General features: G+C 60.0%; 23 protein-coding genes and 1 tRNA gene. 7 read left to right on the top strand and 17 right to left on the bottom strand.

Translation table 11 applies throughout. From position 1 onward, the window contains the following. The first annotated feature begins 19 nt into the window (after nucleotides 1-19). Entirely contained in the window at nucleotides 20-1,351 is a 1,332-nt protein-coding gene (locus BFL40_RS09690; RefSeq protein ID WP_071483759.1) for an MFS transporter, read from the top strand. Here BFL40_RS09690 and BFL40_RS09685 read toward each other — a convergent pair whose 3' ends face one another. Then, nucleotides 1,352-1,840, bottom strand: coding sequence for a DMT family transporter (locus BFL40_RS09685; RefSeq protein ID WP_071483758.1), 489 nt, complete (start codon nucleotides 1,838-1,840; stop codon nucleotides 1,352-1,354). 77 nt (nucleotides 1,841-1,917) lie between these two features. Here BFL40_RS09685 and BFL40_RS09680 point away from each other — a divergent pair, with 77 nt between their 5' ends. The 4 genes from BFL40_RS09680 to BFL40_RS09665 all read left to right on the top strand — a co-directional run bounded on the left by BFL40_RS09680 (nucleotide 1,918) and on the right by BFL40_RS09665 (nucleotide 4,602). Then, the gene (locus BFL40_RS09680; protein ID WP_235864728.1) at nucleotides 1,918-2,835 is read left to right on the top strand and encodes a LysR family transcriptional regulator; all 918 of its coding nucleotides are present in this window, start codon (nucleotides 1,918-1,920) and stop codon (nucleotides 2,833-2,835) included. Nucleotides 2,836-2,848: 13 nt separating this feature from the next. Then, entirely contained in the window at nucleotides 2,849-3,259 is a 411-nt protein-coding gene (fos, locus tag BFL40_RS09675; protein WP_071483756.1) for a fosfomycin resistance glutathione transferase, read from the top strand. Nucleotides 3,260-3,313: 54 nt separating this feature from the next. Beyond that, on the top strand, nucleotides 3,314-3,955 hold the full coding sequence (locus BFL40_RS09670; RefSeq protein ID WP_071483755.1) for a LysE family translocator: 642 nt from the start codon (nucleotides 3,314-3,316) through the stop codon (nucleotides 3,953-3,955). 119 nt (nucleotides 3,956-4,074) lie between these two features. Further along, a complete protein-coding gene (locus tag BFL40_RS09665; RefSeq protein ID WP_071483754.1) occupies nucleotides 4,075-4,602 on the top strand; it encodes a DUF4142 domain-containing protein in 528 nt (175 codons plus the stop codon). A 75-nt stretch (nucleotides 4,603-4,677) separates the two neighbouring features. On the opposite strand, the gene BFL40_RS09660 is transcribed toward BFL40_RS09665, so the two are convergent. The 5 genes from BFL40_RS09660 to BFL40_RS09640 all read right to left on the bottom strand — a co-directional run bounded on the left by BFL40_RS09660 (nucleotide 4,678) and on the right by BFL40_RS09640 (nucleotide 7,371). Then, nucleotides 4,678-5,178 (bottom strand): methylated-DNA--[protein]-cysteine S-methyltransferase, encoded by a 501-nt coding sequence (locus BFL40_RS09660; RefSeq protein WP_071483753.1) that lies wholly within the window; start codon nucleotides 5,176-5,178, stop codon nucleotides 4,678-4,680. A 97-nt stretch (nucleotides 5,179-5,275) separates the two neighbouring features. Beyond that, nucleotides 5,276-5,608 (bottom strand): hypothetical protein, encoded by a 333-nt coding sequence (locus BFL40_RS09655; protein WP_071483752.1) that lies wholly within the window; start codon nucleotides 5,606-5,608, stop codon nucleotides 5,276-5,278. An 85-nt stretch (nucleotides 5,609-5,693) separates the two neighbouring features. Further along, nucleotides 5,694-6,104 (bottom strand): type II toxin-antitoxin system HicB family antitoxin, encoded by a 411-nt coding sequence (locus BFL40_RS09650; RefSeq protein ID WP_071483751.1) that lies wholly within the window; start codon nucleotides 6,102-6,104, stop codon nucleotides 5,694-5,696. 22 nt (nucleotides 6,105-6,126) lie between these two features. Continuing rightward, entirely contained in the window at nucleotides 6,127-6,309 is a 183-nt protein-coding gene (locus tag BFL40_RS32885; protein WP_017736377.1) for a type II toxin-antitoxin system HicA family toxin, read from the bottom strand. A 168-nt stretch (nucleotides 6,310-6,477) separates the two neighbouring features. Next, a complete protein-coding gene (locus tag BFL40_RS09640; protein WP_071483749.1) occupies nucleotides 6,478-7,371 on the bottom strand; it encodes a LysR family transcriptional regulator in 894 nt (297 codons plus the stop codon). A gap of 95 nt (nucleotides 7,372-7,466) precedes the next feature. Here BFL40_RS09640 and BFL40_RS09635 point away from each other — a divergent pair, with 95 nt between their 5' ends. Together BFL40_RS09635 and BFL40_RS09630 are read left to right on the top strand one after the other, a co-directional pair. Then, a complete protein-coding gene (locus BFL40_RS09635; protein ID WP_071483748.1) occupies nucleotides 7,467-8,630 on the top strand; it encodes an MFS transporter in 1,164 nt (387 codons plus the stop codon). After that, the gene (locus tag BFL40_RS09630) at nucleotides 8,627-9,817 is read left to right on the top strand and encodes an MFS transporter (RefSeq protein ID WP_071483747.1); all 1,191 of its coding nucleotides are present in this window, start codon (nucleotides 8,627-8,629) and stop codon (nucleotides 9,815-9,817) included. The genes BFL40_RS09635 and BFL40_RS09630 overlap by 4 nt, the downstream gene beginning before the upstream one ends. Nucleotides 9,818-9,935: 118 nt before the next feature. Here the strand turns inward: BFL40_RS09630 and BFL40_RS09625 are convergent. The 11 genes from BFL40_RS09625 to BFL40_RS09575 all read right to left on the bottom strand — a co-directional run bounded on the left by BFL40_RS09625 (nucleotide 9,936) and on the right by BFL40_RS09575 (nucleotide 21,952). Next, nucleotides 9,936-10,009: transfer RNA gene (locus BFL40_RS09625), tRNA-Gly, on the bottom strand. A 156-nt stretch (nucleotides 10,010-10,165) separates the two neighbouring features. Beyond that, nucleotides 10,166-11,050 carry an alpha/beta fold hydrolase gene (locus BFL40_RS09620; protein WP_071483746.1) on the bottom strand — a complete coding sequence of 295 codons (885 nt, stop codon included), beginning with the start codon at nucleotides 11,048-11,050 and terminating at the stop codon, nucleotides 10,166-10,168. Between the two features lie 304 nt (nucleotides 11,051-11,354). Continuing rightward, nucleotides 11,355-12,047: a 16S rRNA pseudouridine(516) synthase gene (locus BFL40_RS09615; RefSeq protein ID WP_071483745.1), complete on the bottom strand. Its 693-nt coding sequence runs from the start codon at nucleotides 12,045-12,047 to the stop codon at nucleotides 11,355-11,357. Beyond that, a complete protein-coding gene (locus tag BFL40_RS09610; RefSeq protein WP_071483744.1) occupies nucleotides 12,047-12,259 on the bottom strand; it encodes a cysteine-rich CWC family protein in 213 nt (70 codons plus the stop codon). The genes BFL40_RS09615 and BFL40_RS09610 overlap by 1 nt, the downstream gene beginning before the upstream one ends. A 63-nt stretch (nucleotides 12,260-12,322) precedes the next feature. After that, nucleotides 12,323-14,095: an allophanate hydrolase gene (gene atzF, locus BFL40_RS09605; protein WP_071483743.1), complete on the bottom strand. Its 1,773-nt coding sequence runs from the start codon at nucleotides 14,093-14,095 to the stop codon at nucleotides 12,323-12,325. Between the two features lie 28 nt (nucleotides 14,096-14,123). Beyond that, nucleotides 14,124-17,702, bottom strand: coding sequence for an urea carboxylase (gene uca / locus BFL40_RS09600; RefSeq protein ID WP_071483742.1), 3,579 nt, complete (start codon nucleotides 17,700-17,702; stop codon nucleotides 14,124-14,126). 232 nt (nucleotides 17,703-17,934) lie between these two features. Beyond that, on the bottom strand, nucleotides 17,935-18,564 hold the full coding sequence (locus BFL40_RS09595; protein ID WP_071483741.1) for an urea amidolyase associated protein UAAP2: 630 nt from the start codon (nucleotides 18,562-18,564) through the stop codon (nucleotides 17,935-17,937). A gap of 9 nt (nucleotides 18,565-18,573) precedes the next feature. Further along, the gene (locus BFL40_RS09590; protein ID WP_071483740.1) at nucleotides 18,574-19,299 is read right to left on the bottom strand and encodes an urea amidolyase associated protein UAAP1; all 726 of its coding nucleotides are present in this window, start codon (nucleotides 19,297-19,299) and stop codon (nucleotides 18,574-18,576) included. Next, nucleotides 19,296-20,060, bottom strand: a complete 765-nt coding sequence (locus BFL40_RS09585) for an ABC transporter ATP-binding protein (RefSeq protein ID WP_071483739.1) — start codon at nucleotides 20,058-20,060, stop codon at nucleotides 19,296-19,298. Before BFL40_RS09585 ends, BFL40_RS09590 begins: the two co-directional genes overlap by 4 nt. Next, nucleotides 20,057-20,872: an ABC transporter permease gene (locus BFL40_RS09580; RefSeq protein WP_071483738.1), complete on the bottom strand. Its 816-nt coding sequence runs from the start codon at nucleotides 20,870-20,872 to the stop codon at nucleotides 20,057-20,059. The genes BFL40_RS09585 and BFL40_RS09580 overlap by 4 nt, the downstream gene beginning before the upstream one ends. A gap of 12 nt (nucleotides 20,873-20,884) precedes the next feature. After that, nucleotides 20,885-21,952, bottom strand: a complete 1,068-nt coding sequence (locus BFL40_RS09575; protein ID WP_071483737.1) for a putative urea ABC transporter substrate-binding protein — start codon at nucleotides 21,950-21,952, stop codon at nucleotides 20,885-20,887. Nucleotides 21,953-21,988 lie beyond the last annotated feature (36 nt).

The following is a 21,988-nucleotide window of genomic DNA, read 5'->3' as shown; positions in this document are numbered from 1 at the left end:
AGTCCGCTGGAGAGAAACAATGAGCACTAATACGTTAGAGGCCGGCGCGCGCTCGGCTGGTGAAATTGATGCTGAAAAAGCCCTGGTCAGCAAGGTCGCCTGGCGCCTGATGCCGCTGATCATGGTGTGTTATCTGTTTGCGTTTTTTGACCGTATCAACATCAGCTTCGCCAAGTTCCAGCTGCAGGCTGACTTGAGCCTGAGCGACACCGCTTACGGCCTGGGCGCCGGGTTGTTTGTGGTGGGTTATGTGATTTTCGAAGTGCCGAGCAACATGATGCTGTACAAGGTCGGCGCGCGGCGCTGGATTGCACGGATCATGATGTCGTGGGGCTTGGCGACGGCGGCCATGGTGTTTGTCACCGCCGAATGGCAGTTCTATGCGCTGCGTTTCCTGATCGGCGCAATGGAGGCGGGCTTTGCACCGGGCGTGCTGTATTACCTGACGTTGTGGTTCCCGCAACACTTCCGTGGTCGGATCACTTCGATGCTGTTCCTGGCGTCGGCTTTCGCGGGGCTGGTGGGCGCGCCGTTTTCCGGGTTGGTGCTGGAACACCTCGACGGCGTATTGCAGATGCGCGGCTGGCACTGGCTGTTCCTGCTCGGTGGTTTACCCTGCATCGGTCTGGGCTTCTTGGTGCTGACCCGGCTCAAGGATCGCATTGAGGACGCCCATTGGCTGACGTCGGCGGAGAAGACGCTGTTGTCGAGCCGTATTGCGAAGCATGAACCGAACCAGCATGGTGGTTCGTTGCTGTCGGCTATCCGCATTCCAGGCTTCTTGATGCTCGGCTTTATTTACTTCCTGATCCAGGTGGCGTCCTACGGCCTTAACTTCTGGGCGCCGCAATTGATTCGCAGCGCCGGCACCCAGAGCCCGGTGATGATCGGCCTGCTCACGGCGATTCCCTATGTGTGCGGCGCGATCAGCATGGTGGTGATCGGGCGGCTGTCGGACGCCACCGGCGAGCGTCGCAAGTTCGTCTGCGGTCTGGTGGTGCTGGGAGCGATCGGCTTCTTCAGCGCCGGGATTTTTGCCGACCACACCACTTTCCTGATCATCGCCTTGGGCATGTTGGGCGCCGGCATCATTGCTTCGATCCCGACATTCTGGACCTTGCCACCCAAGTTGTTGGCGGGCGCCGGTGCGGGTGCGGCGGGTGGCATTGCGGTGATCAACACCCTCGGTCAGTTCGGCGGTATTGTCAGCCCCGTGATGGTGGGGCGGATCAAGGACCTCACCGGCAGTACCACCCCGGCGCTGTATGTGATCGGTGTCTGTGCGCTATTGGCGGCGGCGCTTTTGCTGTGGGGTTTGCCGCAAAAACTGCGCACTTTGGATAAGGGCTGATCAACCCGCTGCTGTTAGCGCACGGGCGGGCGTGCTGCTGAACTGAATCAACACCACCCCGCCAATCAACAACAACGCCCCCAGCACCCGGGGCGTTGTCAGTTGGCGCTCAACCAGGCCGAACAGACCGAAGTGATCGAGTAGCAGCGAGGCGAGAATCTGCCCGGCCATGGCCAGCGCAATAAACCCGGACGCGCCGAGCTTGGGCAGCAGCATCAATGCCAGCGAAATAAAGCACACACCAAATGCACCACCGGCCCACATCCACAACGGTGCCTTGCTGATAAAGGTCAGGCTGGGCAGTGGTAGGCGTAGCGCCAGAATTACCGGCAGCAATACGATAATGCTCACCAGCAGCGATGCCAGCGTGGCCCACAGCGGGTGACCGAGCCCGCGCCCGAGGTTGGCATTGATCGCGCTCTGAAACGGCACCACTGCCCCGGCGATAACCGCCAGCACTAACAATCCCACCCAATTCAACGTCGTCATATCGATTCTTCCAAAGGTTTTTCTGGACTCTAGGTTATTCGTCGCGCAAATTTAAATTCCAAGTTCTTATGCTGAGCATGCAGCTGATGAATACTCTTCGTCGCATCGATCTCAATCTGCTGGTGATCCTCGACGCCTTGCTCTGCGAGCAACATGTCACCCGCGCGGCGGAGCGTTTGCACCTGAGCCAGCCGGCGGTCAGCCATGCGTTGGCGCGCTTGCGCGATTTGCTGGGTGACCCATTGTTGGTGCGCCAGGGCGGCACATTGGTGCCGACGGCGCGTGCCTTGGAGTTGGCGATGCCGTTGGCCGAGGCCCTGGCCCAGGTGCAGGCACTGTTGGCGCCGAACCGCTTTGAACCGGAGTCAACCAAACGCAGATTTCGCGTGGCGATGTCGGACTACAGCGCGGCGATTTTCCTGCCGGGCTTGGTCCGTGTCTTGCGCCATGAAGCGCCTGGCATCGACCTGCAAATCATCCAGGCCAGCCGCGAAGGTATGGTGGACGGGGTACTCAATGGCGACATCGATCTGGCCGCCGGAGTCTTCCCCGATATGCCCGCCGAACTGCGCACCACGCCCTTATTCGAGGAGCATTACACCTGTCTGGTGGACCGCAACAGCCTGCCGGAAAACGGCGTGCTTGATCTACCCACCTATCTCTCGCGCCCCCATGTGCTGCTGGAAATGCGTGGCAGCGGCACCCCGGAAATCGAGCGGGCATTGACGGCGATTCGTGAGCGGCGGCATGTGGCGGTCAGCTTGCCGCACTGGGGCGTGGCGCCACAGTTGATCCAGGGAACCGATTTGATTCTGACCGTGTCGTCCCGGGGCTTGCTCAACATCGATCACCAGCACCTGTCTGCCGTGCCGCCACCGTTTCATATCCCCTCGTTTGCCGTTGAGCTGGCGTGGCATGCACGGCGGGGTGGGGATTCGGGGTTGCAGTGGTTGATTGGGCAAGTGCAGGGTGTATTGTCTGCAAGTCATCGATAACAGGAAAAACCGCATGCTCTCAGGTCTCAATCACCTGACCCTGGCCGTCACCGATTTGGATCGCAGCATCGGCTTCTACCGTAATGTGCTGCAACTTCGGCTCGACGCTACCTGGGACAACGGCGCCTACCTCTCATTGCCCGGACTATGGCTGTGCTTGTCACTCGATCCATTGTGTCACTCGGCGCCGGCGGTGGACTACACCCACTATGCGTTCACGGTCGATGCGCGTGATTTCACCGCGCTGGTAGAACGTCTGCTGGCTGCTGGTGTGCAGGAATGGCGCGACAACCGCAGTGAAGGCGCCTCGTTTTATTTTCTCGATCCCGATGGCCATAAACTTGAAGCCCATGTCGGCGATTTGGCATCGCGCCTGCAAGCGTGTCGCGATAAACCTTACGCAGGAATGAAGTTTTACCCCTAGCGTGAGAACGTGCAGAATCCATCCACCTCTCAACCGTCTGTCAGAGTCGCGCCCATGACCCCATCCTTGCTGCTCGCCGTTCTCGCTTCGGGTTTTATCTACGGTATTACGCCTGGTCCGGGCGTCTTGGCTGTGTTTGGTATCGGTGCTGCCCGTGGTCGTCGCGCCGGAGCGGGTTTCCTGTGTGGGCATTTGCTCGGGGACGTGGTGTGGTGCAGTACGGCGCTGATTGCGATTGTCGGCGCGCGGGAGGTCGGCAGCGGTGCATTTGATGTGCTGGGCGTGCTCAGCGGACTTTACCTGTTCTGGCTCGGCTGGCGCGCGATTCGCACCCAGCGTCGCAGCAGCGATGCGCCTCAGGGCGCGGCGCGGCATCCGTTTTGGCATGGCATTCTATTCGGCCTGACCAACCCCAAGGCTTACCCGGTGGCGGTGGCAACGTTCACTGCGTTGTTGTCCAGCCGTGCCGAGTTGTTGACGTGGTCGATGCTGCCGTCGCTGATCTTCTTGAGCTTCGTAGGCGGCGTACTGGCCTACGCGATTCTGATCGGTGTGGTCGGCGCCCAGCGGGTGCGCACGGTGTATCAGCGCCATGAAATCCTGATTACCAAGCTGTGTGGCGTGATGTTTATCGGCTTCGCCATCAACGCACTGGCGCACGCTTTACCGGGCTTGTTTGGCAGTAAACCGGCCTGATGCGACGAAAACCGTTCGTCGCACGGGTGAGTTTTTTCTAAACCTTTGCCGCCCTGAAAATTCGAATACAGGGCGAGGTGTCATCCCTCGCACTTATTTTTGCCCTGGAGGAACCTATCATGAGCCGTATGGCTATCCGGTTACGCACCGCCAGTTTCGCGATGCTGCTGGGCCTCGGCGCCAGCAATGCTTTCGCCCAGTCGCCGGCTGAATTCATCGAGGAGGCTTCAGCCAAAGGCATGGCCGATATCGAAACCAGTCGCATGGCCCACGCCAAAACGTCGTCTCAGGAAATCAAGGACTACACCATCGAGGTTATCAACGAGCGCACGCTGGCCAATCAGCACTTGGCGGCTATCGCCAAGAAGCTCGACTTGCCCGTGGTTCCGCGCGAAAAAATTGTTGATAAAGCCGAAACCCTGATGCCCACACTCAAGGATGGCGACTCCTTTGACGCCGCTTATACCGCGCAACAGGTCAAGGAAAACGAAGACGCCATCGCCCTCTTTAAGCAGGAAGGCGCGGTGTCGGATGTGCCGGAAATAAAAGCGTTGGTGGATGAGACACTGCCCAAGTTGGAAGAGCGTCTGCAAAAAGCCCGTGCCCTCGCGTCGACCTACGGTAAAGGTCGTCAAAGCGAGGGTTGAATCCGTCACTTGAAGTGAGCAACGGCGGTTGGATGATTTCCAACCGCCGTTTTTATGTGTGGTCCAGGTTAGTCTCTAGAACGCCAGTTCTGCCTGGCCGGTGCCTTCCAATGCCAGCAAATACTGCTTGGCTTCCAGCCCACCAGCGAAGCCGGTCAGCCCGCCTGAGGCACCTATCACTCGATGGCATGGTGCGATGATCGAGATCGGATTGCGCCCATTGGCTGCCCCCACCGCACGCACGGCTTTCGGGTTACCAATCTGTTGGGCGATCTGGCTGTAGCTACGGGTTTCGCCAAAGGGAATGGTCAGCAGTGCCTGCCAGACTTGCTTTTGAAAGTCGGTGCCCGAGAAGTCCAGTTCCAGCTCGAACCGGTTGCGGGTGCCGGCGAAGTACTCCTTCAACTGGCGCTCGGTGTTCAATAGCACCGGGCTGTCATTCGCCTCGTGCAATTCACCCAGACGTACACGGTTGGCTCGCTCTACTTCCCACAAAATTGCACTGAGTTTGCCATTGCGCGCGACCAGGGTGAGCTGGCCGACGGGGGAGGGCATGAGCTTGTATTCGTAGGACATGTGCGGGCTCCTTGGAAGGATGTAAACGTTACGATGTGACTGTAGTTCCATTAGCCCTGCTGGAAACTACGTTTCTTGCGGTCAAATTTTCCTGAGTTTAAAAGTTCCAGTAAACCCAGCTGGAGTAATGCGGATAACCGTAAATCCAGGCTACGTAATAGAGTCCCATGAGTACTGAGGCGGTCCCCATCACGACCAACGAAATGACATTGAGTAGAGTGACGATCAAGGCGAACACGGTTACGCGTCGGCTGGCGTGGCGTCTGGCCAGCCGTACACCATAAGCCGACGCTGCAATCGCTCCCAGCCCCAGGACCAACCCAAGGGGAAATGGCAGCCTTACAAACGAGACCAGTAATGGCAAAACCAACACCCAGCCTATCACCTGGCGCAGTATGGCTTTTGGCGTGTGCTGTTTAGACTCAAGCATTGCAGTAATCCCGATTCCAGGGCTGACGAGCTGACATCATCACGATATGGGTTCCTCGCGGCATTCGGACTTTGCTGAGTTGCAGCTACCGATCCTGTTGCAACACCTTAAGCGCCGCGGATGCCAGAAAGCCTGAACGGCTTTTTTCTTCAGGATGGTGCAGTACGTATTCATCAATACGATTCAACAGGTAGCCCGGCAGGGTAATGTTGAGCTTTTGCGCCTTGCCCAGGTACTTAGTGACGTCAATATCCACCACTGCCCAGGTGCAGCCGGCGTACTGTGGGTTGGCCGCATGCAAAGTGACTTTTTGCGCGCTGGGAATCGGTGCGCCGTCTTCCGCAAGGATCTCGAAGTGCCCTTCGATCGCTTCACGGGCCATGGCCATGGCGTCGTCCAGATCGTCACCCGCAGAGTAGCAGCCAGGAATGTCCGGGACTTCCACGCCCCAAGCGTGATCGTCGTCTCCGGTTGAAATTGCGATGGGGTAAAGCATGTCTGTTGTCCTCCAGGGACGGTTAACTCAACAGAGCTTGTTTCAAAATGCTCTTGGCGGTCTTGTCCAACAAATCCTTTTTTGGATGGGGAATCGTCACCAGCCCCGGTTTTGTCGGGTGCTTGAAATGATGATGACTGCCTCTGGTGCGCACCAGATACCAGCCATCCGCAACGATATGACCTATCAAATATCGGCTATCCACATCACCTCCTTGTGGTGTGTGTTGGTGGTGACTATAACCACTGAAAATAAATTATCAACACTCTACCTACCGGCGGTCGATGGCCGGCGTTTCGGTAGGCGGTGAATGAAGTGTATGAGCGCGTAGAAATGGCGCCGGAGAGAGGTATTGCGAGGTTTTACGGAGGCGTTACCGGGTGTGTAAGGTCTGCGCGATAACCGCGAGAAACGCATCAACCAACACACTTCTTCTTGCCGTAGGGGTCAGTACCAACAATTTCGCACAGGCATCCGGCTCCACTATCGGCCTATACGTGACGCCCTTGTTCATCAAGCTTTTTGTACATTCAGGTACCAGCGCGACCCCCTGTCCGGCCGCCACCAGTGCAATGATCGAGGTGATCTGCCGCCCGGTCGGCCCAGGACGCAGAGCCTGGCCGTGGTGTCGGTAAAGCTGTTCAATGGATTGATTCAGCCCCGATCCATAATCCGACGGAAACAGAATCAGCGGATAAGCACTGAGTTGCGCCAGACTGACTTCAGCCAGGCTCGCCAGCGGGCTTTCACTGGACACCGCCGCCACCAATCGCTCCTCGCCCAGTGACAGCGCTTGCACCTCTTCGTTTTGCGGCAGCAGGCGGCTCAGCCCAATATCCAACCGCCCATCCGCCACCTGCGCGCCCAGGCTGCCGGAGGCACACTCCACCAAGGTCAACTGCACATCGGGAAAGCGTTGGGCAAATGCCTGGATCGCCTGACTGAACAGATCCGACAAGGCGATCGAGCTGACATATCCCAACGCCAACTGCCCAGCGGTACCAGCAGCCAACTTGCCTGCGATCACCTGCGCTAACTCAACCTGCTCCAACACGCCACGCGCATAGGGCAAGAACGAACGCCCCTGAGCGGTGAGGGACACCGTGCGGCTGGTGCGATCAAATAGCTTGAAACCCAATTCCGCTTCCAGCGCCGAAATCTGCCGGGTCAGCGGCGGCTGGGCCAAGTGCAGGCGAAGTGCCGCGCGGCCGAAATGCAACTCTTCGGCGACTGTCAGAAAGTAACGCAGCTTGCGTAGGTCGAGCATCCTGGTCCTCTGGTATTGATCGGTTCGAAATCGGTATTGGTTTAAAACCGGTCGGCCATTCTATAAAGACCTCACAAAATAAAACGAGAGGTTTCATGAAACCGCGCCTGCATTGTGCCCGCCTTGCCCTGTTCCTGTGTGGTTGCGCGGCGTTTCTGAACCTTTATGCGACCCAGAGCATTCTCCAGACCTTTGCCGCGCAGTTTCATATCAGCGCCAAGACCGCGGGCTGGAGTATCACGGTCACTACCTTGGCTGTGGCGATCACCGCCCCCTTTGTCAGCCGGCTGACCGGGCGCTTCGAGCAACGCACGGTGATTGCTGTGGCCGCGCTGTTGTTGGCGGTGCCTGCGTTGATGACCGCCTACGCCGATAGCTTTACCGAAGTGCTGGTGTGGCGGTTTGTCGAAGGCATGTTGATCCCTGTGGTGTTTGCCACCAGCGTGGCTTATATCGGTGATCGTTGGCGTGGCGGGGCCGTTACCGAAGTCACCAGCCTTTATGTGGCGGGCACCGTATTGGGCGGGTTCGCCGGGCGTTTCGTCACGGGCGTGATGACTGAATATGTGGGCTGGCGGGAAGCCTTTGAATTACTGGCAGCACTGAGTCTGATGGTGGGTGGGTTTATCCAGTTTTTGTTGCCAACCAACCGCCAGCAGACGTCAGCGGTTAAGGCATCTAGGTCGGGTATTTTTCACAAGCCCTTGCTGGCCGCGTACGCCGTAGGTTTTTGTGTGTTGTTTTCTCAAGTCGCCGCTTTTACCTACGCAGGTTTGTACCTTGGCTTACCGCCGTTCAGCTTGGGACCTGCGGCCTTGGGCACACTTTACATGGTGTTTCTGTTGGCCTTGATTGTGATCCCTATCGCTGGCCGCCTCAGCAAGGCCCGACCCCACGCCGAACTGCTGACTGTCGCTGCCGTGCTCGGTGTGAGTGGTTCGGCGCTGACCCTGATGCCGTCGCTAGGGTGCATCGTCGTAGGCCTAGCCCTCAGTTCCACTGGCGTGTTCCTTGCTCAAGCGGCCGCGAACGCCTTCATCACTGCGACTGCTCGTGACAACAAGGCGGGCGCCGTGGGCGTTTACCTCACGTGCTACTACCTGGGCGGCAGCTGCGGTGCCATCGCCCCGGCCTTAATTTGGGAGCGGTGGGGCTGGGCAGGCTGCGTGACGCTGATTATCGGTTTCCAACTGCTGACCCTGCTGATCGCCCTGACAGGCTGCAAGCCCCTAAAACCTGAGTTGATCCAAACATCATGACCGACACCGTCGCTGTGCCTGCTTGCGAAACATTAACCCGGCGTCGCTCGCTGATTGCCGGCTGCAGCGCCCACGCCGTTCACGATGGTCTGACCGACGTCATCTACGTGCTGCTGCCGATCTGGCAAGCGCAGTTCGCGCTGTCCTATGCCCAGATCGGTCTGCTACGCGGCGCTTACTCCGGGATGATGGCCGTGTTCCAACTGATGGCCAGCCGCGCCGCTAAACGCTGGGGCCGTATACCGATGCTCGTTGGGGGCACGGCACTCGCGGGTGTCGCCTACGTATTAGTGGGACAGGCCACCGGGTTGACCCTGTTGCTGCTGGCATTGCTGTTGGGCGGGTTAGGCGCCAGTACCCAACATCCATTGGCCTCCTCAATGATCACCGACGCCTACGAGGGCGGTGGCGGGGTCAAACAAGCGTTGTCCCAATACAACTTCTCCGGCGACATCGGCAAGACCCTGATTCCGGGTTTGGTTGGCCTGCTGCTCACCATCATCAGTTGGCGCGCCAGTGCCACACTCCTGGGGCTGCTCGGCCTGGCGGCGGCGGGGTTGTTGTGGTGGCTGATCCCCTCCCAACCATCCGCAACCGCATCCACTAAAAGAGCCAAACCCATTGTGGGAACCGGTTCTGTCACCGGCCTGCGCGCACTGATCCTTACCGGCACCCTCGACAGCGCGGTGCGTATGGGCTTTCTCACCTTCCTGCCGTTCCTGCTGCAAGCCAAAGGCGCAGGTACGGCGGGCATCGGCCTGGCTCTGACTCTGCTGTTTATCGGAGGTGCGTTCGGCAAGTTGCTCTGCGGCTACCTGGGTGCACGCATCGGCATGATGAAGACGGTGTGGCTGACGGAAACCAGCACGGCGCTGCTGATCGTCGCAGCGGTATACCTGCCGCTGAGTGGGTTGATGGTGATGTTGCCGGTATTGGGGCTGGTGCTCAATGGAACGTCTTCAGTGCTGTATGGCGCCGTGCCCGACCTGGCGGGCGCGGAGAAACGCGAGCAGGCGTTCGCGGTGTTCTATACAGGCACGATCGGCGGCGGGGCGTTGGCACCGGTGGTGTTTGGTGGCGTGGGGGATGTGTTGGGCGTACCGGTGGCGGTGATGGTGCTGGCGGGGATGTTGTTGGTGACGTTGCCGTTGGCGTGGGTGGTGCAGCGTGGCTGTACACTCAAATAATTGAGTGGTTGGCGACCTCCCCACCCTTAAATTTCACCCATAAAAAAACCGGCCACCAAAGGCCGGTTTTTTCGTGCCTTCCCGTCACAACCAACCTGACGTGAAAGCAAAATTTGAGTGGAGCGGGTAGAGGGAATCGAACCCTCAACTAAAGCTTGGGAAGCTTTCGTTTTGCCACTAAACTATACCCGCTCAGAACGGCTGACTTTGTACCAGATGTTCATCGGGATTTGAAGTTTTTCTTCGAAAAATGTGTGGGTTGCGTTCATCAATCAACGCGACGAACGGACCCCATGCAGGAACAAGCTACCTCGCCACAGCAAGCTTGCTCCTGCAAAGGATCTCATTTCATATCCCCAATGCATGCTGCGTCTGGCCGTGGTGATAGCGCAATCGGCTGACCTGCCGTTCTGATTTCAAAAAGCCCACCACCGCGTTCCGGCTATCCCGGCATGCCGCCTTGTGCTCCATATCCAGAAAATGCCCAGTGGCCTGGATGGTGCTGAAACTGCTGTTTGCCACGTGTTGGCCAAACAGCTTGGCATCCTGGGCGCTGGTGTATTCGTCCCATTCGCCGTTCAAAAACAGTACCGGAATGTCGATCTGCTTGGCCGCTTTGAGATAGCAGAGCCGATCGCTGTTGAGTATGTGGCTGATATGAAAGTGCATCTGGCCATATTCATGCTCGGCCAGGCTGCTCACATGTTTGTAGTTGAAACGTTTGAACAGCGACGGCAGGTGTTTGCCGATGGTGTTGTTGACCAAGTGGCCGACGCGGTCGCGGTCGAGGCTGCCGAGGTAGTCGACGCCGCGTTCGAGGTAGTCGCGCATGTGCGCGTTGATCACTGGGGAGAACGAGCTGATCACCGCCTTTTCCACACGACGGGGTCGGTGGGCGAGGGCGACCAGGGCAGCGGCGCCACCCCAGGAGAACGACAGCACGTGTTCGGCGGCGAAGTGGTCGATGAGCTCCAGGAGGATCTGGCCTTCGACTTCCTTCGTCAGCATTTGCTCATGGCGGTTATGGATTTTGGAACGGCCAGCGTAGGGCTGATCGTACAAAACCACATTGAATTGCGGGTGCAGGCTTTTCACGGTTTGGGCGAAGGAAGCGGTGGTTGCCATGGAGCCGTTGACCAGGATGATGGTCTTGGCAGCTGCGTCCGCGCGATAGAACTCCGTGTAAACCCGATACTGACCCTGTATATCCAACACAGCGATTTCTGGCCTCATGTCATAAGACTCCTGGCAAGCGGGTAGGGCGCGCAGATCACTCTGCACGAGCTTTGTGACAGGTAGGCATACGCCTTGAAAATGAGAGCCCATGTCGATCCGGTGACGGCTGGCCGACGGGTGTTGTTATAGCGGGCTGTTTGCCTGAGAGGCCCGTAGATCAAGCGCGGGCGGGGCAAAGTGTTTCTTGGAGGTTATAGGCGACTCACCAGTCATAATTTGGCTGGTAAAAAGATTCAAGCAGGAGGTGGGCCAGCTCGCAAGGTGATCGGCTGGTTTTTTGCCATCATCGGCCGAACGGTCGTCAGACCTGTTGGATTTCGTCGTCAGTCAACGCCCGGTACTCGCCTGGCGCAAGGGATGCATCCAGCACCAACGGCCCCATTCGCTCACGGTGCAGGCCGATCACTTTGTTATCAAAATGCCCGAACATGCGCTTCACCTGGTGATAACGCCCTTCAATGATGCTCAGGCGCGCCGTCCTGGTGCTCAGCAGTTCCAGTTCAGCGGGTTGGGTGGTGAGGTCTTCAAACGCAAAATACAGGCCCGCCGCAAAAGTCTCCGCATACTCCGGCCCGATATCCTGCTCGGTTTCCACGAAATACACCTTGGGCAGTTTGGTTTGCGGTTGCGTCAGGCGCCGCGACCACTGGCCGTCGTTGGTGATCAGCATCAGCCCGGTGGTGTTGAAATCCAGGCGACCGGCAATATGCAGCTCGCTTTTGTCTGGTTCATCCAGCAAGTCGAGGACGGTGGGGTGTTGCGGGTCCGAGGTGGCGCTCACACAGCCTTGAGGTTTATGCAGCATGAAGTAACGCGCTGCTTTGCCCGCTTGCAGCACTTCATCGTCAACGCACACACGGCTGAACTCGCGCACCTCGTGGTGTGGGTCGCTGACCGCTACGCCATCGACGGTCACCCGTCGCTCCACCAACAGCACACGCACTTGCTGGCGATTGAAACGCGGTAGGTTGCTGAGGAAACGATCTACGCGCATTACGGTTGTTCAGCCCCACGCAATTGCTCATCCACCTGGGCACAGCGCGGGCACAAGCAGGCTTTATTGCGCAGTTCGTCCGGCAGGGCTTGGAGCACCGCCGGGTCGATGGTGACGCTGTAGCACCAACAGGCTTGGTCGGCAGTGCGCGGGTCGGCCAGGGTACAGTCGTTGCGGGCACCGCAGGCGGGGCAGAGGGTTGGCGTGGTCATCGGTCGGTTCAGGCTGGGTTGGGCAGGGCCCCGGAGTTCCCTGCACGATACAGCGCCGTTGCGCTATTGCAAGCTGCGCAGGTAGTTGCGCCAGCCGCCGAAGTGGCTGATGTTCACGGCGTCCTTCAAGCCGTAGGGCTCGCAGATGAAACCACTTTCCCAGCGTCCATCCGCCAGTTGCACCTTGCCAAGGCCCAGTGGCGCAGGGATACCGGTGAGAAATGAGCCCAGTTCGCGGCTTGGCAACTCCCACACTTCCACTTCGATGGCTACACCGCCGTCGCTGACCCGCAGCATGCCGGGACGATAAGGCGGCCCACCGGCTAGGGCGAACAGTTGATAGTCCGCAGCGCTGTGGGTGCACTCCAACAAACGCGCGCCACGGCGCAATAACTGGCCGTTAAGCGCCAACCCTTGCAGGTGCGCGCCGCAGACCACCAGCCGTGTGCAGTCATGGCTGGCGGTACTCGTGGGCGCACCCAGCGACGCATCCTGCTGACGCTGTAAGGCATCCGCCACGCCCAGCAGGTATTGGTCGGTAAACGCTCGGCCAAACAGCGTCACCCCCCAGGGCAAACCGTTGTGCATCAACCCGCTGGGCACGGCGACGGCCGCGTAGTCGAGCAGGTTCATGAAGTTGGTGTAGTAGCCCAGTTCGGCATTGCGTAGCACCGGTTCGGCATGCAGTTCTTCCAGGGTGACCGGGCGGCCGATGGTTGGCGTCAGCACGCAGTCCAGCCCCTCCATTGCGCGGTCGCACAGTGCTTTCAGCGATTGCAGGCGGTACTCGGCACGGAAGGTGTCGACACCGGTCACCGCTGGCGCCTTGGCCAGCACCGCACGAATCACCGGCAGCACCGCCTCGGGATCTCGCTCCATCAGTTCACCGGCCACGCTGTAGCGCTCGGCCACCCATGGCCCTTCGTAGAGCAGGCGCGCGGCTTCGAGGAAGGGCGACAGGTCCAGCGTTACCGGTTCGCCGCCGAGGGCAATCAAGCGGGTGATGGCGTGCTGAAACAGTGTTGGGCCTTGCGTGCAGCCGAAGAATTCCAGGTCCTCCTGGCGTGGTACACCAAAGCGAAACGGCCTTGGCGCGCCAAACGCCGAGGCGTCATTCCACGCCGGGTTCTGGCGACTGTAGGCGTCCAGCGGGTCAAGCCTGGCGGTCAGTGCCAGCAACTGGCTGGCCTCGCGCGCGGTGCGGGTAAAGGTGGTGACGCAATCCAGCGTGCGGCACGCCGGCACCACGCCCGCCGTGGAGATCAGCCCTTTGCTCGCCTTGAGCCCCACCAGGTTATTCAGCGCCGCCGGCACACGCCCGGAACCGGCGGTGTCGGTGCCCAAGGCAAAGCTCGCCACGCCCAGGGCGACAGCCAACGAAGATCCTGCACTCGAGCCGCCTGCGGGGTATTGCGGCAACACGCTGTTGGGGCAGGCGCCATACGGCGAGCGGCTGCCATTGAGCCCGGTAGCGAATTGGTCCAGGTTGGTCTTGCCCAGCGGCACCGCGCCCAGGGTGATCAACTGCTCGACAATCGTTGCACTGCGTGGCGGCACATAGGCAAAGGCCGGGCAGGCGGCGGTGGTGGGAATGCCCGCCAGGTCGATATTGTCTTTGATCGCGAAGGGCACGCCGAACAACGGTAGTTCGCACGGATCGCGACCCTCCAGTGCCACAAGGTATGGCTCCAGTTCTTCCAGGCTGAGCAGGTGGATAAACAGGTGATTGTCGGGGTTCAATTGCGCGGCTTTTTCGCGCAGGTGCAGCAGTACATCACGTGGGGTGGTGTCGCCGCTGAGATAGGCATTGCGCAGGTTGTCCAGTTGCAGATTCATGGCTTGTCCGCCTGTAGAAATAGAAAAGTCAGTCACGTTCCAGCACCACTACCCGTTGCCCGGCGCCAATGCCGCTGCCGGGTTGCACCGGGATCTCGCGCACGGTGCCAGGGAAGGGCGCCAGTACCGGAATTTCCATCTTCATTGACTCCAGAATCACCAGCACATCGCCAGCCAACACTCGCTCACCCACAGCTACCTGGACCTGCCAGAGATTGCCGGCGATAGGGCTGTCGATGCTGACTTCATTGGCCTGCAGCGGTGTGTCTTCACCTTGGGTTGCCGCCAGTTCTTCGCTGTAGAAATGTGCCTGGCCGCTGGCGATCCAGCGTTCGCGCTCGGCATTGAAGGCATGCTGCTGATGTTCACGAAACGCACCGATACTGGATGCCTCTCGCTCTAGAAAATCCTGGTAATCCGTCAGATTTAACTGGCTGTCCTCGATGCTTAATTCAAAGCGCCCGAGGGGGAAGTCCCGGCGGATCTGCACCAGCTCTTCAGCACTCACTGGGTAGAACCGGATCTGGTCGAAGAACCGCAACAGCCACGGCTTGCCATCAAACGCTGCCACTTCCCGATAGCGGTTCCACATCTGCAAGGTGCGCCCCACAAACTGATAACCACCAGGCCCCTCCATGCCATAGACGCACAGGTAGGCGCCACCGATGCCCACGGAGTTCTCGGCGGTCCAGGTGCGGGCCGGGTTGTATTTGGTGGTCACTAGACGGTGGCGCGGGTCCAGCGGGGTGGCCACCGGGGCGCCTAGGTAGACGTCACCCAGGCCCATCACCAGGTAGCTCGCATCGAACACGGTGTGGCGCACCTCATCGAGGTTGGCCAGGTCGTTGATGCGGCGGATGAACTCCAGGTTGCTCGGGCACCAGGGCGCGTCTTTGCGCACGGTGGTCATGTATTTTTCGATGGCCAACTGGCACGCCGGGTCGTCCCAGGACAATGGCAAATGCACGATGCGCGACGGCACTTGCAGGTTTTGCGTGGCGCACACGGTGGTCCATTCGTTGGCGATCAGCGGCAACAGGTCAGCCAGGGGCAACTGTTCGGGTTGGTAGTGGATTTGCAGTGAGCGAATGCCTGGGGTCAGGTCGATCACGCCGTGCAACGCGCGGGCTTCAAGCGCTTGCATCAGGGCGTGGCCGCGAAAGCGCAACACCAGGTTGAGTTCAGGGGCGCCGATTTCCAGCAGCAGATGGGTGTCGCCGGCCACTCTGGCGACGAGGCGTGTGTCGGCCTGACCGATGTCCAGCACCACCGGCGACTCAATCTGAAGTGGATTGAGATCACTGCGGTCTGCCTGAAGCCTGCTGCCACCTTGATCCCATTTCAAGGCGAGGAATCGAGCGGTCTCGAGGTTCACGGGTTCAAAGCGCAGCTTGTCCCCCGCCTTGAGCTGCCCCAGTTGCCACAAGTCCGCCTCGATCACCGTTACCGGGCACACAAACCCACCCAGGCTCGGCCCATCCGGCCCCAGGATCACTGGCATATCCCCGGTGAAATCCACCGCGCCGATGGCATAGGGGTTGTCATGAATATTCGACGGATGCAGCCCCGCCTCACCCCCGTCCGTCCGTGCCCATAAAGGCTTTGGCCCGATCAACCGCACGCCGGTTCGACTGGAGTTGAAATGCACTTCCCACTGCGTCGCGAAGAAGGTGTCGATGTACTCAGGCTTGAAGTATTCCGGCGCCCCATGCGGGCCATAAATCACACGCAATGTACGTGTTTGCGCCAAAGGTTCGGCGACCAGATTTTGTCCGGCACTCGTGTCCGCCAGCGGCAACACATGCAACACATCACCGGTTCGCAGTGCGCGCCCACCGTGCCCGCCAAACTGGCCCAGGGTGAAGGTGCTTTTACTGCCCAGGTAGTCCGGCACTTGTAGCCCGCCACGCAGGCACAGGTAACTGCGCGCACCGGCTCCGGCGATGGTGCCAAGGCTCAAGACCGACCCCGCCTCAATCAACAGTGCGGTATTCATCGGCACCGTTTGCTCATTCAACCGCAGCGGAATATCAGCCCCAGTGATTGCCACAACCGCCGCGCAGTTGAAGCGCAACATCGGCCCACCCATGGTGATTTCCAGCGCTGCCGCGCCGTCGCTATTGCCCAGCAGACGGTTACCCAATCGCAGGGCGCGACTGTCCATCGGCCCCGACGGCGGTACACCCACGGCCCAATAACCGAGGCGGCCGGGATAGTCCTGCACGCTGGTTTGCGTACCGGCGCTGAGGACTTCAAAAGTGTTGGCGCTGTAGACCATATCTTCCAGGCAACGCGTCCACGGACGACCACTGGCGAACGGCGCGGCGAGCAGTATCTGGCGCAGGTAATCGCGGTTGGTTTCCACACCGTACAGTCGGCTGTCGCTCAAGGCCTGATGCAAGTCCAGACGTGCCTGTTCGCGGGTAGGTGCCCAGGTGATGAGCTTGGCGATCATCGGGTCGAAGTACGGTGGAATCTCGCAGCCTGCTTCCACCCAGGTGTCGATGCGCAAACCTTCGGCAATCGGGAAATCCACACAGGTCAACAGTCCGGGGCTCGGCTGGAAATCCTTGCCCGGATCTTCCGCATACAGCCGTGCCTGAATCGCATGGCCATGGGGTTTTAACGCAAGCTCACTCAACGGCGGTAATTCACCGGCTGCCAGTTGCACCATCCAACGCACCAGGTCTACGCCCCACACCTGCTCGGTCACGCCGTGTTCCACTTGCAGGCGGGTGTTCACCTCGAGGAAGTAGAAGCGGCCGTCGGCGCTATCAAAGATAAACTCCACGGTCCCGGCGCTACGGTAATTCACCGCCTTGGCCAGGGTAATAGCGGCTGAACACAGCGCATCGGCCATGCCCTCCGGCAGGTTCGGCGCAGGTGTTTCTTCGAGGACTTTCTGGTTCCGTCGTTGCACGGAACAGTCGCGCACACCGAGGGCGATCACCTCACCCGCGCCGTCGCCAAACACCTGCACTTCCAGGTGGCGGGCGTGCTGGATGTACTTCTCAATGAACACTCCGGCATCACTGAAGTTGTTCTGCCCCAAGCGTTTGACGGCTTCGAAGGATTCACTCAATTCCATCGCGCTACGGCACACGCGCATGCCAATACCACCACCGCCGGCGGTGCTTTTGAGCATCACCGGGTAGCCCACGTTGTCGGCTGCCAATAGCGCAGCATCGAGGCTGTCGAGCAATTCGGTGCCTTCCAACAGTGGGATCTGATATTGCTTGGCCAAGGCACGGGCGGTGTGCTTGAGGCCGAACACGCGTAGCTGTTGCGGCGTCGGCCCGACAAAGGCGATGCCTGCGTTTTCACAGGCTTGGGCAAACGCGGCGTTTTCCGAGAGAAAACCATAGCCAGGATGAATTGCCTTGGCGCCACTGGCCTTCGCGGTGGCGAGGATTTTCTCCACCGCCAGATAGGTACCGGCGGCCGCGCCTTCACCCAGGCTGTAGGCCTCATCGGCCTGTCTGATATGCAGGCTGGCTGCGTCGGCTTCGGCGTACACGGCGACACCCTTGACCTGCAGCTCGCGCAAGGTGCGCAGGATGCGGCAGGCGATGGCACCACGGTTGGCGATCAACAGTTTTTCAAACATGGCAAAACCCCGCAGGCTGACAACTGTTCAGCCTTGTCCTGGGATGCGGGCCGTCCCGCAAAGTGGGGTAGGCGCCAGGGTCGTCCATGGCGCAAATCTCAAAACAAACAGAGATCAACAGTGGGCGCAGGCAAGCCAGCTCCCACATTTTTTGATTTTTATTGTTTGCGGATGCACTGCCCGGCTCGAGCCTGGCACAGAACAAACAACCATTTACGCAGGCGCTTGAGCTTCAGTTCCATACCAGTAACTCCGCAGGTGTCGGGTTGTAGGCGTTGCAGGGGTTGTTCAGTTGCGGGCAGTTGGAGATCAGCACGATCACGTCCATTTCCGCGCGCAGGTCGACGTACTTGCCGGGGGCGGAAATGCCGTCTTCAAACGTCAGCCCACCGTCAGCCGTCACCGGTACATTCATAAAGAAATTGATGTTCGGCCCGATGTCGCTTTTGCCCAGGCGGCCGTCGTGTGCACAGGCCCGCAGGTAGTTGTCGCGGCAGCTGTGCATGTAGCGTTTTTCCAGGGCATAGCGCACGGTGTTGCTCTCTTGGGCGCAGGCGCCGCCAAGGGTGTCGTGGCGCCCGCAGGTGTCATCGACGATGGTCAACATCGGCTGGCCGAGGTTGGAATACAGCACGCTGCCGGTACTCAGGTAGACGCTGTTTTGCCGACGCAACGTGCGCTGCACGTCGTAGCGTTCCTTGGGGTTTTGCAGGCTGTAGAACAGTGTGTCGACAGCCTGGTTGCCCTCAAGGTCGAGGATGCGCAAGGTCTGTCCGGCCTTGACCTCCATCAGCCACGGCTCACCGGCGGGGATGGTCGCGCGGTATACGGCTGCGTCGGGTTGTTTCAGTGCGATAGACATGGCAGCTCCTCAGGCGAACAGACGGTCGGTATTGATAAACCCGCGCTGGTTTTCCGGGCGCGAAGTGCGGCAGTGTTCGGCAACGCTGTTGTCGGCGTTCATCCAGCTCAGTTTCAGCGGCTGCGGCGCGTACTCGGGGTTGGGGTCCATCGGGTGTTGCAGCGCTGTGAGCACCACCAGCGTGTCCATCGGCGCGTAGAGTTCGATGTAGTCGCCAGCCTTGGAGTTGCCCGGCACAAAGTGCAAGCCACCGGCATCGTCCACGCTGACTTTGCTGAACAGGTTGAGGGTCATCAGCAAATCAGACAGCCCCAGGCCCCACTTGCCCAGCTCCACCAACAGGTTGTCGGTGCCGTTGCGGAAGAAAGCGTTGCGCCGTTCCTGGAAGCGTCCTTGGCCGTATTTTTCGGCGACCTCAGCGGCGCACAGCACACCGCCGATGCTGTCACTCCAGCCGCAGGTGTCGGCGGTGATCGCAGCCAGTACGCGGCCCATGTCCGAATACAGGCAATGACCGTTGGTGAGCTTGGCGGTGTGTTGGCATTTGAGGCTGTCGGGCAGGTTCAGGCGCTCGGTTTTTTCATTGGCATTGAGCAGTGTCAGGCTGACGTTGGCACCACCGCGCAGGTCGGTGAGGCGCAGCAGTTGGCCGCGTTTCAACACGAACGAACGGTGACCGCCGCCGGGGAGCATTTCCTCGGCGAACGGGGGGAACACTTGAATGGAATCGGTCATTTGGAAGTTGCTCCAAGTTCAGCGGCGATCGCCTTGCGGCGCTCGCTGTTCAAAGGGATGTCGTAGGTGATTCGGGCGCCATAAGCACCGGGGGCGTGGGGGTCGACGCGGACCTTGTCGAACACCAGCAAGCGCGTGCCGAGGCTGAAGCCTTCGCTCAGGTCGTGGGTGACCATGAACACCGTCAGTCGAGTCTCGCGCCACAGCTCCAGCAACAACTGGTGCATGTCTTTGCGAATACCCGGGTCGAGGGCGCCGAAGGGTTCGTCCAGCAGCAATACGCGGGGTTTCATGATCAGGGCTTGGGCGATGGCCAGGCGTTGTTGCATGCCACCTGAGAGTTGCGCCGGGTACTTGTCGAGCGCGTGGCCGAGGCCGACTTTATGCAGCAGTGCGGCGGCTTGTTCCCGTGCGTCTTTTTTCGCCTTGCCGAACAGTCTGCCCAGCAAGCGTGAGCGGGGCAGTTCCAGGCCAAGGGCGACGTTGTCCAGCACGCTTAGATGCGGGAACACCGAGTAGCGCTGGAACACCACGCCACGGCTGGCATCCGGCTCGGCGGCGAGCGCTTGGCCGTCCAGCAGGATTTGGCCTTTGCTCGCGGTTTCCTGGCCCAGCAGCAGGCGCAGAAAGGTCGACTTGCCGCAACCCGACGTGCCGACCAAGGTGCAGAACTCACCTTCGGCGACCTGCAGGTTGAGACCTTCGAGCACCACTTGGTCGCCATAGCGCTGCCACACATTGTTGACGCTGATAAAGCTCATGCTCGCGCTCCTTCGTACCAGGGGAACGCGCGCCGGGTCAGGGCCTTCAGGCCCCAGTCCATCAGCCAGGCGAGCAGGGTGATCCACACCACGTAGGGCAAAATCACATCCATTGCCAGGTAGCGGCGTACCAGGAAGATTCGGTAGCCCAAGCCGTCGGTGGAAGCGATGGCCTCGGCGGCGATCAGGAACAACCACGCCGAGCCCAGCATCAACCGCAACGAGATCAGCAGGCGTGGAAGCAGTTGCGGCAATACCACGCGCAGCATCAAGGTCCAGGTCGAGGCACCGAGAGTCTGCGCCTTGACCAGCAACTCGACGGGAATTTCCCGCGCGCGTTGTTCCAGGTCCCGCGCCAGGCACGGCGTGATACCGATCACGATCAGCATCACTTTCGACAGCTCTCCCAAACCAAACACAATGAACAGAATCGGCAGGATCGCCAGCGGTGGCACCATCGACAGCACCGTCAGCAATGGCGACAACGGCGCGCCAAACAGCGGCAGGGTCCCGGCAGCGATGCCCAGGCACAGGCCGGCGAGGGCACTGATGCCCAAGCCGATGGCGAGGCGGCGCAGGCTCGACGCGCTGTCTTGCCACAGCACGTATTCACCGGTGCGGGCATCGGCGCTGAATGCCAGGCGTTTTACCGCGTCGCCCATTTGCATGGCGCTGGGCAGCAGCTTGTCGTTGGGGTTATCCGCCAGCCGCTCGGCCGAGCCCACAAAGTAGGCGAACAGCAGCAGGGCGAACGGCAGTATCACCAACAGCAGGCGACTGGAGCGTTCCGGGTGACGGTTGATCAGGCGCATGACCGGGTCCTCTTACAGCTTGCCGTCGGCGGCCAACTGCACGTAGCTGGGGTCGAAATGCAGCTTGAGGTTGGCCTTATCGCCGCTGGTCACGCCATTGGCGAAGCTCATGCCCACGGCGCTGGTGTCCTTGGCACCTTCACCGAGCAGACCGTGTTCAAACGAGAACTCGGCAACCTTGCGCATGGTGGCGGGCAACTGCGCGCTGGTGGCAAAGGCCAGGGCTTCCTTTGGCGTGGCGAACAGCTTGGTGGTGTCCAGTTGCGACTGGAAACCCTTGAGGTCGGTGCCGGATGCCTTGGCCATATGTTCGAGGGCTTCGGTGCTGGCGGCGCCCTTGGCGTTCATCAAGGCGACCACTTCAAACCAGGCGCCGGTGAGGGCTTTGCCCAGGGCCGGGTTGTCTTTGAGGGTCTGGGTGTTGACGACCATCATGTCCATGATTTCGCCGGGCACTTTGCTGGAATCGAACACTTGCGTGACGCCAGGCTTGGCCTTGATCTCGGAAAGCATCGGGTTCCAGGTGGTCACGGCTTGTACCTGGTCGGTGTTGAAGGCCGCGGCGATATCGGCGTCAGAGGTATTGACGACCTTCAGGTCTTTTTCAGTGAGGTCGGCCGACTCCAATGCGCGGGCCAGCAGGTAGTGGGATACCGAGAGCTCCACCAGGTTGACGTTCATGCCTTTGAGGTCGGCCACGGTCTTGCCGGTGCCCTTGATCACCACGCCATCGTTGCCGTTGGAGAAGTCGCTGACCACCAGCGCGGTACTGTCCACGCCACCGGCGGCGGGGATGGTCAGGGCGTCCATGTTGGTCATGGTGCAACCGTCGAACTGGCCGGCGGTGTATTGGTTGATGGATTCGACATAGTCATTGAGTTGGACCATGTCGATCTTGATCCCGTATTTCTTGGCCCACTTGTCGAGGATGCCTTGGCTGCCGGCGTACTCCCAGGGCATCCAACCGGCGTAGATGGTCCAGCACACGCTGAAGTGGTCTTTGGGGGCAGCTTGGGTTTGGAAGCTCAGTACGGCGGCGAAGGCGGCGGCGAGCAGGGCGGGTAAACGGGGTGATGGCATGGGGTTTCTCCAGTTGATCAAGGGCGAGCAGGAGCA

This window comes from Pseudomonas costantinii, from assembly GCF_001870435.1.
GTDB classification, from domain to species: Bacteria; Pseudomonadota; Gammaproteobacteria; order Pseudomonadales; family Pseudomonadaceae; genus Aquipseudomonas; species Aquipseudomonas costantinii.
This window is presented reverse-complemented; position numbering and strand designations above follow the sequence as displayed.

Coding starts and splice junctions, on each gene's coding strand:
- BFL40_RS09690 (WP_071483759.1), top strand. CDS start 20: ATGAGCACTAATACGTTAGAGGCCGGCGCGCGCTCGGCTGGTGAAATT.
- BFL40_RS09685 (WP_071483758.1), bottom strand. CDS start 1,840: ATGACGACGTTGAATTGGGTGGGATTGTTAGTGCTGGCGGTTATCGCC.
- BFL40_RS09680 (WP_235864728.1), top strand. CDS start 1,918: ATGCAGCTGATGAATACTCTTCGTCGCATCGATCTCAATCTGCTGGTG.
- fos (WP_071483756.1), top strand. CDS start 2,849: ATGCTCTCAGGTCTCAATCACCTGACCCTGGCCGTCACCGATTTGGAT.
- BFL40_RS09670 (WP_071483755.1), top strand. CDS start 3,314: ATGACCCCATCCTTGCTGCTCGCCGTTCTCGCTTCGGGTTTTATCTAC.
- BFL40_RS09665 (WP_071483754.1), top strand. CDS start 4,075: ATGAGCCGTATGGCTATCCGGTTACGCACCGCCAGTTTCGCGATGCTG.
- BFL40_RS09660 (WP_071483753.1), bottom strand. CDS start 5,178: ATGTCCTACGAATACAAGCTCATGCCCTCCCCCGTCGGCCAGCTCACC.
- BFL40_RS09655 (WP_071483752.1), bottom strand. CDS start 5,608: ATGCTTGAGTCTAAACAGCACACGCCAAAAGCCATACTGCGCCAGGTG.
- BFL40_RS09650 (WP_071483751.1), bottom strand. CDS start 6,104: ATGCTTTACCCCATCGCAATTTCAACCGGAGACGACGATCACGCTTGG.
- BFL40_RS09640 (WP_071483749.1), bottom strand. CDS start 7,371: ATGCTCGACCTACGCAAGCTGCGTTACTTTCTGACAGTCGCCGAAGAG.
- BFL40_RS09635 (WP_071483748.1), top strand. CDS start 7,467: ATGAAACCGCGCCTGCATTGTGCCCGCCTTGCCCTGTTCCTGTGTGGT.
- BFL40_RS09630 (WP_071483747.1), top strand. CDS start 8,627: ATGACCGACACCGTCGCTGTGCCTGCTTGCGAAACATTAACCCGGCGT.
- BFL40_RS09620 (WP_071483746.1), bottom strand. CDS start 11,050: ATGAGGCCAGAAATCGCTGTGTTGGATATACAGGGTCAGTATCGGGTT.
- BFL40_RS09615 (WP_071483745.1), bottom strand. CDS start 12,047: ATGCGCGTAGATCGTTTCCTCAGCAACCTACCGCGTTTCAATCGCCAG.
- BFL40_RS09610 (WP_071483744.1), bottom strand. CDS start 12,259: ATGACCACGCCAACCCTCTGCCCCGCCTGCGGTGCCCGCAACGACTGT.
- atzF (WP_071483743.1), bottom strand. CDS start 14,095: ATGAATCTGCAACTGGACAACCTGCGCAATGCCTATCTCAGCGGCGAC.
- uca (WP_071483742.1), bottom strand. CDS start 17,702: ATGTTTGAAAAACTGTTGATCGCCAACCGTGGTGCCATCGCCTGCCGC.
- BFL40_RS09595 (WP_071483741.1), bottom strand. CDS start 18,564: ATGTCTATCGCACTGAAACAACCCGACGCAGCCGTATACCGCGCGACC.
- BFL40_RS09590 (WP_071483740.1), bottom strand. CDS start 19,299: ATGACCGATTCCATTCAAGTGTTCCCCCCGTTCGCCGAGGAAATGCTC.
- BFL40_RS09585 (WP_071483739.1), bottom strand. CDS start 20,060: ATGAGCTTTATCAGCGTCAACAATGTGTGGCAGCGCTATGGCGACCAA.
- BFL40_RS09580 (WP_071483738.1), bottom strand. CDS start 20,872: ATGCGCCTGATCAACCGTCACCCGGAACGCTCCAGTCGCCTGCTGTTG.
- BFL40_RS09575 (WP_071483737.1), bottom strand. CDS start 21,952: ATGCCATCACCCCGTTTACCCGCCCTGCTCGCCGCCGCCTTCGCCGCC.